This window comes from Spirulina sp. 06S082, from assembly GCF_034932145.1.
Lineage (GTDB): Bacteria > Cyanobacteriota > Cyanobacteriia > Cyanobacteriales > Spirulinaceae > CCY15215.
In genome coordinates, this window is record NZ_JAYGHV010000413.1 from 1 (window position 1) to 13,666 (window position 13,666).

A 13,666-nucleotide genomic window follows, 5' to 3' on the forward strand; every position below is an offset into this window, starting at 1 on the left:
ATACAGTAATTGTCCTGTTAAAAGTGCAATACAAAAGCACCCTAATTGAACAACTCCAAGGCGGTAGCGAAACTAATATAAAGCCGTCCTATAAGGACGGGGTTTCTACCCAATTTTTCTGATGAGTAAAAAGCGCGTGCTTTCAGGGGTTCAACCCACAGGCAATTTACATTTAGGCAATTATTTAGGCGCAATTCGCAATTGGGTGACATCACAAAGCGAATATGAGAATTATTTTTGTGTGGTAGATCTGCACGCAATTACTGTTCCTCACGACCCGACAAGACTCGCGAGGGATACCTATACGATCGCCGCACTTTATCTCGCTTGCGGCATTGACTTGCAGGACTCCACTATCTTTGTACAATCCCACGTTTCCGCTCATGCAGAACTGACTTGGCTATTAAATTGTATCACCCCTCTCAACTGGCTCGAGCGCATGATTCAATTTAAAGAGAAGGCGGTTAAACAGGGAGAAAATGTGAGTGTGGGTTTGCTGGACTATCCCGTGTTAATGGCTGCGGATATTTTGCTCTACGATACGGATCTTGTGCCGGTGGGGGAAGACCAAAAACAACATATTGAATTAACTCGCGATATTGTTATCCGTATTAACGACCAGTTTGGCCAGAAGAAAAAGCCCGTCCTCAAACTGCCTAAACCTTTAATTCGCGAAGAGGGTGCCAGGGTGATGAGTTTAACCGACGGTACGAAAAAGATGTCAAAATCCGATCCTGCGGAAATGAGTCGCATTGAACTTTTGGATTCTCCCGAGGCGATCGCCCGAAAAATCAAGCGTTGCAAAACCGATCCCCAGAAAGGACTCGAATTCGACAATCCAGAGCGCCCAGAATGTCATAATTTACTGAGTTTATATATGCTCCTGTCTGGCAAAACTAAAGAAGAAGTTACGGCAGAATGTCAAGATATGGGCTGGGGACAATTTAAGCCCCTCTTAACGGAAGCAACTATTGAGGCACTCAAACCTATTCAAGAGAGGTATGAAGAGATTATGGGCGATCGCGATTATCTCGAAACTATCTTGCGGGAAGGTCGCGAAAAAGCCGAATTAAGCGCCAATGAAGTTCTCGCTCGGGTAACATCTGCTCTAGGCTATTCTACACCCCTTTAAAATACCGTAGGGGTGCAATGCTTGCATCCTCTTTCGATCGCTAACATGAATCAAAAACAACAAAAATGACCCGTTTTCGCCAAGCTGTTGAAAATAAAGAGTTTTTAATCACTGCTGAAGTTATGCCCCCCAAGGGTGGAAATATTGACCATACTCTCGAGATGGCAAGGCTTCTCAAAGGGCGAGTTCATGCGGTTAACGTTACTGATGGCAGTCGTGCCGTGTTGAGGATGTCTGCGGTTGCTGTCTCTGCGATCCTCGTACAGCAAGGGATCGAACCGATTTGTCAATTTGCCTGCCGCGATCGCAATGCGATCGCCCTACAAGGTGATTTAATGGGATCCCATGCCCTCGGTATTCGCAATATTCTTGCCCTCACTGGCGATCCGGTTAAAGCGGGGGATCACAAAAGTTCTAAAGGTGTCTTTGAATTTGAATCGGTACGTTTATTGAGCGTTATTGGCAAATTAAATAAGGGTCTTGACTTGAACGAAAAATCCCTTCCTAATGAACCTCTCGACCTGTTTGCCGGGGCAGCAGTAGACCCCCAATCCAAAAGCTGGTCGGGTTTACAACGGCGTTTTGAGCGCAAATTAGAAGCAGGGGCGCAATTTTTTCAAAGTCAATTAATTACGGATTTCGATCGCCTCGACAAATTCATGCAGGAAATTGCCACAGGGACAGATAAGCCCATCCTAGCGGGAATTTTTCTCCTCAAATCGGCTAAAAATGCCCGATTTATCAATCGTAATGTTCCTGGGGTAGATATTCCCCAAGAAATCATCGATCGCCTTGCTGCCGCAGAGAATCCCTTACAAGAAGGAGTAAGAATTGCCGCAGAACAAGTAAAACTCGCTCAGAATCTCTGTCAAGGCGTTCACTTAATGGCGGTTAAACGGGAAGATTTAATTCCCAAAATTCTCGATCTTGCAGGTATTAACCCCATTAACTAACAACGACTATATACCTGCCACAAAGTCGGTTTCTTCTACGAGGAGAGGCAGAGAATCTTGTTTGTCTCGGAGCAATCTTGCTCTAATTTCTGCGGGAGTATCGATGCCTAGAGCTACGATTGCATCTCTGGGGATTCCAACTTGTGAGAGAGCGTTAATAGGAAGGCGATCGCTTAAGGCACATTGTCCGATATACTCCCAAGACACTCCTCCCATTGCTTGCGAGCTTGCAATCTCTAAACCTCGATAAACTCGCAATTGGCAAGAATATCCAGCTTCTTGGATTTTACGATGGAGAGGAAAAGGATACGGCGTTAAACTCGGATAAATCCCCAAGGAATAATACCCGTCTTCGGGTTCGGGAAATTCCGGTAATTGCCATCCTTTATCAGTCGTCCAAATTGATTGTCCTTTTTCCATAGTTCTCCTTATTTATCAAAAACGCAAATGTATACGGGAGCGCCGTTAAATTCTCCCTCATAACGAATTTCAAGTAAGCGTTTTTTATATTTTCGTGCAATTCGATAGCAGCGATTCGCATCGCTATAAACGGCGACTTCTTTACTTGGGGTCCAACCTTCTGGATTTTCTTCGTCTATCATTGACTAAAATTGGTCAGGAGACGATAGCGCGATCGCCATAAATTTCAGTATAACTAATGTTGTATTTAAACAAAATCAAAATTCAGCGTTTTGCAACACCAACGAGGGAAGAAATAGATTCCTAGCGCCATTGCCATCTCGCCATTATATTCACAATCCATTCCTCTCACTCCGATCGCCAAATCCTTAAAGTATCATCACTACTTCCACTCACAAGCATTAAACCTTTTGTGCCATTACCATAACCTTCTCTCACAAATTCAAGGGAGGTAACTGCTGCCGAATGTCCTCGCAATTCCAAAATTTCCTTACCCGTCTCCAAATTCCAAAGGGCGATCGCGCCATCCCAGCCCCCACTTGCCAATAGTTTCCCATTGGGACTCACGGCCAAACTATAAACCCCCCCAGAATGAGCGCGAAACGTCGTCAGCGATCGCCCACTATCCACGCGCCATCGGGATAAAGAGCCATCTTCTCCTCCACTAATCAAAGTTTGTCCGTCGGGGGTAAAAGCCAGCGCCCGAATACTGCCATGATGGCCGATGGCAGTATGGATATTCTCCCCGGTGGGTAATTTCCAGAATTTAATCGTTTTATCGTCGCTACCACTGGCCAGAATTTCCCCTGTCGGACTGACTGCTAGGGCTTTAACCCCTGTAAACCAATCAGAATGCCCGCGCAGGGTTAAAATTGCTTGGCGCGTGGCTAACTGCCAAACTTTCACGGTTTTATCGTCGGCACCGCTAAAGAGAAACTGTCCGTCGGGACTAAACACCACCGCTTTCACTGCACCGGAATGCCCCGATAATGCCCCCGTTTCCCGACCCGTGGCCAACTGCCAGAGTTTAATTGTTTTATCTGCTCCCCCACTCGCCATAATCTGACCATCTGGGGCGATCGCAATGGTTTTAATGCCCGTAAACCCATTCCCTTCTCGCTGTCCCAGGGTGCGAATTTCTTGACCCGTGGTCAATTGCCAGAGAACTATTGTATTATCGTCGCTACCACTGGCAATAATTTGGCCGTTGCGACCGATCGCCAGTGAATTAACACCGCTTCGATGTCCTGTCAGGGTATGAAGGCATTGCCACTGATAGGATTCCGAGGCATCTTTCAAGGTCATGGACCCCGGAGCCGCCGTCACGGGACTGGCTTGGGGACCCGCAGGCATGGTCACGGGAGAGAGAGGATGAGTGTCTTGGAAACGGGCGATCGCCTCTCTTAAATCCTCAATTTGCTTCTCGATTTTGGGGTTGCTTTCCCGAGCGATAGACTTCACTTGCTCGATCTGAGCCTTAAGCGGTTCAACCAGTTGATAGGTTTGAGAGCGAGCCGTTTCATTGTACTGTTGTACCAACTGTCGTAACTGAACGATTTCGCGATCGGTTTCGGGGTTGAGGGTTTGAATGCGTTCGTCAATTTCTGCAACTTGTCCTTTCAGAGGCTCGATCAGTTCGCGAAATTGGGCGACATTTTTTTGCAATTCTCCAATTTGCGAGAGAGTTTCTGGCTCAGTTTTCCCAGCCATCAATTCCAATTGTCCCAAATGTTCCTTAATGCGGGCAAAAAATTGATCGATTTGCTCGAAAGCCGTTTCCGTGCTTTGTTGTTGTGCCTCTTTTAACTCCCGCATTTGCTGTTGAGTGCGGGTATCGCTTTGCTCAAATTGAATTTTTAAACGTTCGACTTGCGCTTTGAGAGGATTGATACTTTTATGAACTTCTGCGATGGTTTCTTTAAATTTCGCTGTATTCTCTTGGGTTTGCGTCTGAGTCGATCGCGTTAATTCCGCCAATTCTGCCAACTGATCTTCTAACGGCTCAATTAATTGGTTAAAATGGGTTGCTCCCGTGAGTTGCTGCTGTTGGGACAAGCGATGAATGCGCCGTCGATTGTCCATATTTAAGCCTACCGTTAACGTTAAGGGAACGGCAGCATAAGCAACTTGCTGGGTGGCGATCGCGGCGATCGTGCCGATCGCAGAACCTGCAAGGAAGAGATATTCGACAAGATCGAGCCAGTAGCGTCGGGTCATAACAGTCTTGACAACAGTCTTGAAAAGGAACGGGAAATAGAGTCGGCAAATCCCCTCTCTACAATATTACGAATTTTGACATTTTCCGAACAATTCCGTGACAATGCGATCGAAAATTAAGGAAACGAACCTGATGTAGGACTTACGCCGCGAGAGAGCGTTGCCGTATTCTATCATGAGGCAAGAATTAATCAATAACTGCGTACTGAATAACTAAAATGACTGCCATTCTCCTCGATCGCCAAATAGAATCCAGTCCCGAACCCATTTTAATTCCTGAACTGACATGGCGTGAATTTAAAGCCACAGAACAACTCATCGATCGCCCTGGAGTGCGATTATCTTTTTTAGATGGAGTCTTAGAAATTCGCAAAATGCCTGGTAAAAGACACGAAACAATTAAAGGACGCATTGGGGCTTTAGTAGAAATCTATTTGGAATTCTTAGAATTAGATTTTACACCAACGGAATCGATGACTTTGGCAAATGAATCCCAACAAGTTAAACGAGAAGCAGATAAATCTTACGAATTGGGACCCGATCGCGAACATCCAGATTTAGTGATTGAAGTGGTTGTCACCAGTGGGGGAATTGATAAATTAGAGGCTTATAAACGGCTCAATATTCCTGAAGTTTGGTTTTGGATCGGCGATCGCTTGCTTATTTATATTTTAAGGGAAGGAGAATATACAGAAAATGCGCGATCGCAGCTTTTACCGGCTCTCGATCTCAATCTGTTGCATCGCTGTATTAATATTGATAATCACGGGCGATCGCTGCGGGAATTTCGTGCAGGTTTTAACCCGAAATAATGGGTTCGAGACAATCTAGCAATATCTTTACAAATTACAAACAAAACCCACTTCTTTAGCGATCTTTGCTCAAGACCGCTAAAGTTATCTTAAACTGCTACAGGCATCTCAATAGCTCTCTCTCGCAATAAATCCAGAATCTCATCAACATAATGATGAAACTTCATCTGACGCTTAATTGTGTAATCCCGTGCTTTTGGTAATAATATTTTTAACTCTTGTTGAATAGTACCGGGTCGCGCTGTGAGAACATAAATGCGCTGCGACAGAAAAACGGCTTCCTCCACATCGTGAGTAATCATTAAAATAGTAGAACCCGTGCGCTCCCAAATATCTAAAAGAAACTGCTGCATTGTTTCCTTGGTTTGTACATCTAATGCTCCGAAAGGTTCGTCCATTAACAGTATTTTGGGATGAGTTGCCAAAGATCGCGCGATCGCCACACGCTGTTTCATTCCTCCTGATAGTTCTTTGGGATAGGATTGGGCAAATTGTGATAATCCCACCACATCCAAATAATAGGAGGCGCGTTCTCGATACTCGTTTTTGTGAACCCCTTGTAATTTTAAGCCAAATTCGACATTTTTCTGCACAGTCATCCAAGGATATAAAGTGTAACGCTGAAAGACCATGCCGCGATCGGAGCCAGGTCCAGTTACATCTATTCCATCGACGCTAATATGACCGGATGTAGGCAGATCTAACCCTGCAACTAACCGTAATAACGTTGATTTTCCCGATCCTGAAGCCCCAACTGCACAGACAAACTCTCCGGTTTCAACGTGCATATTAATGTCCTTCAGTGCAACAAGAGTACCTTGGTTGCTGGGAAATTGTTTGTACAATCGTTTGATTTCTAAGTGCATTTTTAATCTCCTCATAAAAAACTCGATCTTTAACTTAATCAAAAGCCCATTTGCAACGCGATCGCAGGACCCAGCGAAAGAGTAAATCAATAGCAAAGCCAATTAAACCCAATACAATTAAGCAAGCAAAAATTTCATCGGTTTTAATGAATTTTCGAGCCAATTCGATGCGTTTACCTAGCCCCTCACTCGCGGCAATTAATTCCGCAACAACGACGAGATTCCATGACGCGGCAATATTGACGCGAAAGGCATCGAGAATATTAGGAATTACGTGGGGAGTAATAACTTGGAAAAGAACTTGTTGGCGATTTCCTCCTAATGTGTAAGTCATTTCAATCAAATCTTTCGGCACAAACTTAACTGCATCCATAATCATCAAAGTGTTAAAAAACACCGTTCCAATGAAAATTAAAGCAATTTTGGGTGCTTCATCAATGCCCAAATAAATGATTAAAAGCGGGATAAAAGCGGGAGCCGGCATATAGCGAACAATGCCGATAATAGGTTCGCAAAGAGCGCGAATACTAGCGAATGCACCCATCGCAACACCCAGGGGTGCAGCGACAATTGCAGCTAATAAAAAACCAGTGGTTACGCGCATAATACTGGCAGTTGTATCTTGAACCAGAAAGCCTTTTTCCCATAGTCCATATAGAGCTAAACTAACTTCAATGGGGGAAGGGAGAAACTTGGAATAAACAATTCCCGATGCGGATAGTAACCACCACAAACAAAAAGGAACAAGAACCGATAATCCCATCAAAGACCACATCAGAGGTTTGGGAATATCTTCTGCAATGCGCCAAAAGACAGTTGGTTTGAGAATTCTGGGTTGGAGATCGATAGATTTCATGGTCATAGTTTGAAACAATAAACAAATCTGCGATCGCTACTTACTTTCTGCATATTTTTTCACAAAGCGATCATCAAAAATCTTATCTAAAGGAGGTGCGGCTTCAATAAAGCCCACATCAACCATAAATTTAGCCATTTTTTCTGCCGCATAAGGCATATGTTTCATGCTATCTCCTGGGGAAAAGGCTTCTAAGTTTTCTTCAATGGTAAAAATTTTAGTTCCTTCTTTGAGTCGCTGTAATTCCTCTACGGAAACATTGGCACGTTTAGCCATAATTTCATCGGCGCGATCGGGATTTTTTTCCATAAATTCTAAGATATCAAACCAAGTATTCACTAAGGCTTGAACATCATCGGGACGCTCATCAATGAGCTTTTGGGTGACAACGAGAAGATCGGGAATAGCACCGGGAAATTCTTTTGAGGAAATGAGTTCTTTTGAGCCTTCTCTTTCTAAAGCAATCAACCAAAAGGGAGGAAATGCACCCACAGCATCAACGTTACCATTTACAAACGCTGCTGCTGCGTCTCCCGTGTCCATACCGACGATTTCTACATCTTTACGAGACATTCCTTTTTCTTCTAAAGCAAGACTGAGTAGAAAATCATCGACGACTCCTTCTTCTACGGCGACTTTTTTACCTTTTAAGTCTTCAATACTCTTGATTTCTTGAGAAACAATAATTTTGTCATTTCCGGCGGAATTATCGTTCACCAATACGGCAACTTCTCCATGAATTGCATCGCCAGCAAAAGAAATTGTATCATTGAGGGTCTGGGAGTTTGCATCCAATTTTCCGGCGGCTAAACTCTCCATTGAAGCGATATAACTATCAAACCATTGTAATTTAACATTGACATTATTGGCCTCAAATAAGCCTTCCTCTTCGGCGATCGCCCAAGGCCACCATCCTGCCCAGGTACTATATCCCAGTACAATCGGTTCTGTATTAGCAGAAGTTGTTTCGCCAGACGGTGCTTCTTGTACGGTTTGATTGCAACTAACGGTTAAAACTAAGCTGGCAATAAAGACGGCAAGTAATGATAAAATTTGACGGCGTTTCATGTTTTTTCCTCTATCTGATGAGTTCTAAGACTGGATTTTTGCTATTTTGTAATTGCGATCGCACCCAGTTCAACCAAGTCTCTAAACCTGCCCCTGTTTTGGCTGAAATTGGAATAATTTTAACCTGGGGATTAATTTGCCGAGCATTGGCTTCAATACGTTCAATTTCGATATCTAAATAGGGTGCTAAATCAGTTTTTGTAATTAATAAGCAGTCTGCTTCTCGAAACATAACAGGATATTTCAAGGGTTTATCTTCCCCTTCTGTCACGCTGAGAAGAGCAACTTTTTGATGTTCCCCGACTTCAAATTCTGCGGGACAAACTAAATTGCCAACATTTTCAACAAAGACGAGATCGAATTCATTGGGATCGTATTCGTGTTCGAGACGATGAATGCCACCGGAGACCATTTTTGAGTCTAAATGACACGATCGCCCCGTATTAATAGCAATAACGGGAATCCCATATTTTCGCAAGCGATCGGCATCGAGTTCGGTGGTCATATCCCCTTCAATAATGGCAATTTTTAGGGTTTTATTTAATGCTGCTAGGGTTTTTTCTAAAAGTACCGTTTTGCCTGCTCCTGGACTGCTCATAACATTCAAACAAGTAATTCCCCAGCGATCGAAATGAGTGCGGTTGCGATCGGCTCCTTCTTGATTTGCGTGTAATAAATTGATTTCTAAAGCTGCGTCAAAAGTTTGGTGCATTTTTTGTTAGTTTTCCATTGATAGCTAATTTTTTATTTAACTTTTTATTGACAAGAATATTCAATGCGATCTATTTTTAATTCCCGTCCCGAGCGAATATCATCCATTGGCGATCGGCAAGTGGGACAAGAATATTGCAAACCATATTCGGGTTTATATTCTTGTTGGCAGGAGTGACAAAAAGCGATTAATGGAGTTTCTTTTATGTTTAATTTTACTCCTTCTAAAAAAGTGTTTTTAGTTTGTGCTGTAAACGCAAATTCTAAACTCACAGGTTCAACACAAGTAAATGCACCAACAATTAAATGAACGGCTTCAATTTTAGGCGTTTCTTCTTGAGACTCCCACCAGTCTCGCACCGTCATCATTAGCGCTTTTGTCATGTCTGTTTCGTGCATTTGGTCTCTCCTTTATCCTTGAACTTTTATCCTGTTAAAACTACTCCCAATTGACTAATTCTGGTTGTGCTTCAGGGTGAATATATGGGGGTTTTTCTTTACGGGGTAGCTGTCCCGATAAAACTAAGTGCGCCATCGTGTCACAAATGACGCGAGTTGCCATCAATGAAGTAATATCGCTGATATCATAGGGAGGAGAAACTTCGACAATTTCTAGCCCGCATACTGGAGCTTTCTGCACGATTTTTCCCAGTAGATAAAGGGCTTCTCGAGGGAGTAAACCACCCGGTTCCGGCCAGCCAGTCCCAGGGACAAATCCCGCATCAATACAGTCGATATCAAAACTGACATAAACGCAATCAGTCCCATCTAATGCTTTCTCTAAGGCGAAATCTACGGCAGCATCTAACCCCATTTCTGTAATATCTGTTACCGTAAGAATATTTGTTGCTCGTTCTCGACAAACTTTGACTCCTTGACGGGGAACTTGCCAACCTCCAATTCCCAATTGAACTAAGTTTTTAGCGGGGGCATTTTTCATATTGGTGGCATGAAACCAGGGACAAGTGTGCATCCGTTCGTCTAAGTCTGTTTCTTGGGTATCGACGTGGCGATCGAAGTGAATAATGCCGACTTTTTTATCACCCAAATGCCGACAAATACCGCGAACTGTGGGAAAACCAATGGAATGATCGCCGCCTAAAATAATCGGAAATGCGCCAGAATTAAAAACATGAGCAACTCCTTTAGAAATTTGATCGAAAGATTTCTCATTATTGGCAGGAATGGTGAAAATATCGCCAATATCGCAGAGGGTAATTTGTTCTCGTAAATCGATGCCTAGCTCAAAATTATAGGGAGTATAAAGGGCAGAAATCCGGCGAATTCCTTGGGGTCCAAAGCGGGTTCCAGGGCGATAAGTGGTGCCGGAATCGTGAGGAACTCCGACGATCGCAATGTCATATTCTCCAACTTTTCTGACATCTTCGAGATAAGGCGCTTTGAGAAATGTGTTAATCCCTGCATAGTGGGGAAGTTCGCCGCGAGAAAAATTGGGTATGGTGCGATCGCGGATGCTTTCGGCAGCTTCTAAGCCAAATTCTAAACCTTGTTGGACCTCTTGCTGCCAACCTGTAAAGGGCAGTTGTGCTTCTTTTTCTAATGCCCGTTGTGCTTCGCTTAAATTATCGTTTGGTTGTTCGCTCATTGGGTCTATTTATTCCTAAGATAGTAATCAATTAAAACACCCGAGAGATATTGCAATTTAGAGTAAACTGCAAACATCTCCCGGGCTTTTATCCCGCCGTGTAGCTAACTCAATACTGTACAAAAATATTACTGCACAAAAATATACTCTGTTAGCTTGCTTCTCTCGGACCAGGCACTATAAATTTAATCCTATTAATTCTTTAGTCGGAACCCTAGAAGCGCTTAAATTATGCTGCTAATCTAGAGTAATCGGCCTTAATCTTTCTGTAGTAAAAATTACAATCTGATACTTTGTTTTATATCTTAATTTTTTGAGTAGCAAAAGATACAAATTAGAGTTGTTTTTCCCAAGCGAGAATCAGCAAAGCATTCAAAATAGCCGAGGTTGCGGGAGAACCTCCCTTACGTCCGTCAATACGAATTTGTGCGAGATTGGTTTGTGCGAGAATATGTTTGGATTCTACCACATTGATAAAGCCAACAGGAGAACCAATAATTAAGGCAGGTTGACGATCGCCTTTCTCGCAAGCCTGACATAATGCGAGTAAAGCGGTGGGGGCATTGCCGATCGCATAAATTGCCTCGGGATATTCGGCAAAACAGCGCAGGAGTCCTGTTTCCGTGCGGGTTTTCCCTGGTAAGGGAACATCGCAGCGATCGATCGCCGTCACGATCGCATTACCAAAGGTTTTGCGTACCATACTTGCAATACCTTGGCGAATCATGCTCACATCAACAACAATGGGAACGCCATCGCGCAAAGCAATTATCCCTCTCTCAATTGCATCGGGACTAAAGTACGTCAATTTTGCGAACTCAAAATCCGCCGTTGCGTGAATAATGCGCCGCACGATCGCATATTCCCGAGGAGTGAAAGAATGTTCTCCGATTTCGCGATCGATGGTAGCAAAACTTGCTTCAAGAATGGGATGATTTAAACTACTCAAAATTCTACACTGGGAAAATGAGGTTCTTTGTAGAAGCGCGTCATATCATCAAATTTGTGTAATTCAGCGCGATCGAGGGTTAAGGTTTCGTCGGTATTCGTCCAGCGATCGTTAAAATCAGTGATAATCTCGCAAAAGCGATCGCGATCGAAAGTTTCCACTCCTTCACCAAAATACCCTAAAGTAACGTGAGCTGTATAATGATACTGTTGCTGTACCCCAAGGGCAATCAAACCTCGATTTTGGTAGATAGCGCGGCGCAATTGTAATAATTTAAAGTAAGAATCTTCATCTTTAGACACCAAATACACTTCGAGCGCCCGAGGTCGAACACCGATACCCAACAATTGCAAAGAAATAGGACGGCGATCGGGGACTGATTGTTGATATTGGTCAAAACTTTGGGAAACGCGTTCGTGTAACTTGAGTTCAAACTCTTCATCTTCGGCGATCGCATCGCGATAATTTCCATCCCAAATCAAATCCGCGATCGTGAGGTGAAAGCTATCCGCAGGAACCGGAATGAGTAAACCCTCTCCAAGCTGCTCCAATAATTGCGATCGCGCCGCCGCCAATTCCTTGTAAAATGTCTCATTATCCTTGTCAAGATTGCCCGTCGGAGAACTTACCGCATATCCCGGAAAAGCGATCGCCTTTCCCTGCTCGAATTTGGGAGACTCCTGCACATTTTGAAGCTGGGTGCGACAAACCGAGGGGCGAGTTAGTTTCGCCACGCGGTTAAGATAGGTTTGATAGGTTTCGTCCAATCTCTGATTCTCCCTTGAAAAGATGAAGGCTGAAGGATGAAAACTCCTTATTTCTTCCGTTTACTCATTGTAGAAGGGAAAGGGGAAGATGGGGGAGACTGCCTCAAAATTTATCCATCGATCGTTCTTCCTTATTCATTAAAAATGCCGATTTATGTATTTTGGGGTGAAGATGACTTCGCGATGAATAGCGCGATCGCGCAGTTACGTCAAGCCGTTCTCGATCCTAATTGGGTACAGTTTAATTTTGAACGTATTATAGGCGATCGTCCGGAAACAACAATCGAAGGACTGAACCAAGCCATGACTCCTCCTTTTGGCATGGGGGGACGGTTAATTTGGATCGAAGAGGCGATTGTAACTCAATCTTGTGCGGAAAGTTTGTTACAAGAACTACAGCGAACTCTTCCCAAGGTGCCTCAAACTTCGACGTTATTATTAACCACCCACAAAAAACTAGATAAGCGTAGCAAGTCAGTAAAATTGTTACAAAAATACGCCGATATCCGCGAATTCTCTTTTATTCCGCCCTGGAAAACTGAAGAAATTATCAAAAAAGTGCGTCAATTTGCCCAAGATAAAGAGGTTAAATTAACCCCTCGAGGGTTAGAACTTTTGGCGGAATCTGTGGGCAATAATACCCGCCAATTGTACAATGAATTAGATAAATTGCGACTTTATGGGGAGAAAACTAATCAACCATTAGATGAAAAAGTCGTTGCGAGATTAGTCGCTGTTAATACTCAAAATAGCTTACAATTAGCGGCGGCTATCCGCGAAGGAAATGAGTCAAAAGCATTGGGATTAGTGGCAGATTTAATCGATCGCAATGAACCCGCTTTGCGAATTGTTGCGACTTTAGTAGGGCAGTTTCGCACCTGGTTAACGGTTAAAATTATGGTAGAAAGTGGTGAGAAAGATGAAAGGGCGATCGCCTCAGCCGCCGAAATTGGCAACCCCAAACGCATCTATTTCATTCGTAAGGAAGTTCAATCTTTGAGTTCCCAGCAGTTAATTAAAACCTTACCCATTTTGCTCGAATTAGAGGTAAGTTTGAAACGAGGAGCCAACCCGATCGCGACATTGCAAACCAAGGCGATCGAATTATGTCGAGCCTGTAAGTCTTCTTCTCGGCGCGGTAGATAGTAAAATTATGATGCGAGGTCACAATCTGCTTAAATTTTGACATACTCTCACCGCTAAACGCTTGAGCGTTCTAGCGGGAGATTCTTGAACTCGCATTCAAGATTTCCTGCTTCACAGATTTTTGACTAGGCAAAGCCCCCGTCAGATCATCTCCACAAGCATT

Annotated in this window: 15 protein-coding genes and 1 riboswitch; of the genes, 4 read left to right on the forward strand and 11 right to left on the reverse strand. The window is 43.6% G+C overall.

All coding sequences use genetic code 11. The features are described from left to right. The first annotated feature begins 121 nt into the window (after positions 1-121). Together trpS and VB714_RS25070 are read left to right on the forward strand one after the other, a co-directional pair. Entirely contained in the window at positions 122-1,132 is a 1,011-nt protein-coding gene (trpS, locus tag VB714_RS25065) for a tryptophan--tRNA ligase (RefSeq protein ID WP_323227746.1), read from the forward strand. Between the two features lie 65 nt (positions 1,133-1,197). Continuing rightward, positions 1,198-2,085, forward strand: coding sequence for a methylenetetrahydrofolate reductase (locus VB714_RS25070; RefSeq protein WP_323227747.1), 888 nt, complete (start codon positions 1,198-1,200; stop codon positions 2,083-2,085). Between the two features lie 6 nt (positions 2,086-2,091). Here the strand turns inward: VB714_RS25070 and VB714_RS25075 are convergent, their stop codons facing one another. From VB714_RS25075 to VB714_RS25085, 3 genes are all read right to left on the reverse strand, one after another. Further along, a complete protein-coding gene (locus tag VB714_RS25075; protein WP_323227750.1) occupies positions 2,092-2,505 on the reverse strand; it encodes a hypothetical protein in 414 nt (137 codons plus the stop codon). Between the two features lie 8 nt (positions 2,506-2,513). Further along, on the reverse strand, positions 2,514-2,687 hold the full coding sequence (locus tag VB714_RS25080; RefSeq protein WP_323227752.1) for a hypothetical protein: 174 nt from the start codon (positions 2,685-2,687) through the stop codon (positions 2,514-2,516). 166 nt (positions 2,688-2,853) lie between these two features. Further along, complete coding sequence (locus VB714_RS25085; RefSeq protein WP_323227754.1) at positions 2,854-4,722, reverse strand: hypothetical protein; 1,869 nt, start codon at positions 4,720-4,722, stop codon at positions 2,854-2,856. Positions 4,723-4,940: 218 nt separating this feature from the next. Here VB714_RS25085 and VB714_RS25090 point away from each other — a divergent pair, with 218 nt between their 5' ends. Further along, positions 4,941-5,534 carry a Uma2 family endonuclease gene (locus VB714_RS25090; protein WP_323227756.1) on the forward strand — a complete coding sequence of 198 codons (594 nt, stop codon included), beginning with the start codon at positions 4,941-4,943 and terminating at the stop codon, positions 5,532-5,534. 89 nt (positions 5,535-5,623) lie between these two features. Here VB714_RS25090 and VB714_RS25095 read toward each other — a convergent pair whose 3' ends face one another. From VB714_RS25095 to VB714_RS25130, 8 genes are all read right to left on the reverse strand, one after another. Beyond that, positions 5,624-6,400 (reverse strand): ABC transporter ATP-binding protein, encoded by a 777-nt coding sequence (locus VB714_RS25095; RefSeq protein ID WP_204104481.1) that lies wholly within the window; start codon positions 6,398-6,400, stop codon positions 5,624-5,626. A gap of 34 nt (positions 6,401-6,434) precedes the next feature. Continuing rightward, the gene (locus VB714_RS25100; protein ID WP_204104480.1) at positions 6,435-7,262 is read right to left on the reverse strand and encodes an ABC transporter permease; all 828 of its coding nucleotides are present in this window, start codon (positions 7,260-7,262) and stop codon (positions 6,435-6,437) included. Positions 7,263-7,292: 30 nt separating this feature from the next. Beyond that, complete coding sequence (locus tag VB714_RS25105; protein ID WP_323227759.1) at positions 7,293-8,324, reverse strand: ABC transporter substrate-binding protein; 1,032 nt, start codon at positions 8,322-8,324, stop codon at positions 7,293-7,295. 10 nt (positions 8,325-8,334) lie between these two features. Beyond that, a complete protein-coding gene (gene hypB, locus VB714_RS25110; protein ID WP_323227761.1) occupies positions 8,335-9,036 on the reverse strand; it encodes a hydrogenase nickel incorporation protein HypB in 702 nt (233 codons plus the stop codon). Positions 9,037-9,080: 44 nt separating this feature from the next. After that, positions 9,081-9,434, reverse strand: a complete 354-nt coding sequence (gene hypA, locus VB714_RS25115) for a hydrogenase maturation nickel metallochaperone HypA (RefSeq protein ID WP_323227764.1) — start codon at positions 9,432-9,434, stop codon at positions 9,081-9,083. Positions 9,435-9,474: 40 nt separating this feature from the next. After that, positions 9,475-10,641: an agmatinase family protein gene (locus VB714_RS25120; protein WP_323227766.1), complete on the reverse strand. Its 1,167-nt coding sequence runs from the start codon at positions 10,639-10,641 to the stop codon at positions 9,475-9,477. A gap of 75 nt (positions 10,642-10,716) precedes the next feature. Further along, a riboswitch (guanidine-I (ykkC/yxkD leader) is annotated at positions 10,717-10,870 on the reverse strand. A gap of 105 nt (positions 10,871-10,975) precedes the next feature. Next, complete coding sequence (locus VB714_RS25125; protein ID WP_323227769.1) at positions 10,976-11,590, reverse strand: cobalt-precorrin-8X methylmutase; 615 nt, start codon at positions 11,588-11,590, stop codon at positions 10,976-10,978. Continuing rightward, a complete protein-coding gene (locus VB714_RS25130) occupies positions 11,587-12,357 on the reverse strand; it encodes a DUF1868 domain-containing protein (RefSeq protein ID WP_323227772.1) in 771 nt (256 codons plus the stop codon). Before VB714_RS25130 ends, VB714_RS25125 begins: the two co-directional genes overlap by 4 nt. A gap of 144 nt (positions 12,358-12,501) precedes the next feature. Here VB714_RS25130 and holA point away from each other — a divergent pair, with 144 nt between their 5' ends. After that, the gene (gene holA, locus VB714_RS25135) at positions 12,502-13,503 is read left to right on the forward strand and encodes a DNA polymerase III subunit delta (protein WP_416309792.1); all 1,002 of its coding nucleotides are present in this window, start codon (positions 12,502-12,504) and stop codon (positions 13,501-13,503) included. Positions 13,504-13,666: the final 163 nt, after the last annotated feature.

Coding starts and splice junctions, on each gene's coding strand:
- VB714_RS25080 (WP_323227752.1), bottom strand. CDS start 2,687: ATGATAGACGAAGAAAATCCAGAAGGTTGGACCCCAAGTAAAGAAGTC.
- trpS (WP_323227746.1), top strand. CDS start 122: ATGAGTAAAAAGCGCGTGCTTTCAGGGGTTCAACCCACAGGCAATTTA.
- VB714_RS25120 (WP_323227766.1), bottom strand. CDS start 10,641: ATGAGCGAACAACCAAACGATAATTTAAGCGAAGCACAACGGGCATTA.
- VB714_RS25105 (WP_323227759.1), bottom strand. CDS start 8,324: ATGAAACGCCGTCAAATTTTATCATTACTTGCCGTCTTTATTGCCAGC.
- VB714_RS25090 (WP_323227756.1), top strand. CDS start 4,941: ATGACTGCCATTCTCCTCGATCGCCAAATAGAATCCAGTCCCGAACCC.
- holA (WP_416309792.1), top strand. CDS start 12,502: ATGCCGATTTATGTATTTTGGGGTGAAGATGACTTCGCGATGAATAGC.
- VB714_RS25100 (WP_204104480.1), bottom strand. CDS start 7,262: ATGACCATGAAATCTATCGATCTCCAACCCAGAATTCTCAAACCAACT.
- hypA (WP_323227764.1), bottom strand. CDS start 9,434: ATGCACGAAACAGACATGACAAAAGCGCTAATGATGACGGTGCGAGAC.
- VB714_RS25095 (WP_204104481.1), bottom strand. CDS start 6,400: ATGCACTTAGAAATCAAACGATTGTACAAACAATTTCCCAGCAACCAA.
- VB714_RS25085 (WP_323227754.1), bottom strand. CDS start 4,722: ATGACCCGACGCTACTGGCTCGATCTTGTCGAATATCTCTTCCTTGCA.
- VB714_RS25070 (WP_323227747.1), top strand. CDS start 1,198: ATGACCCGTTTTCGCCAAGCTGTTGAAAATAAAGAGTTTTTAATCACT.
- hypB (WP_323227761.1), bottom strand. CDS start 9,036: ATGCACCAAACTTTTGACGCAGCTTTAGAAATCAATTTATTACACGCA.
- VB714_RS25075 (WP_323227750.1), bottom strand. CDS start 2,505: ATGGAAAAAGGACAATCAATTTGGACGACTGATAAAGGATGGCAATTA.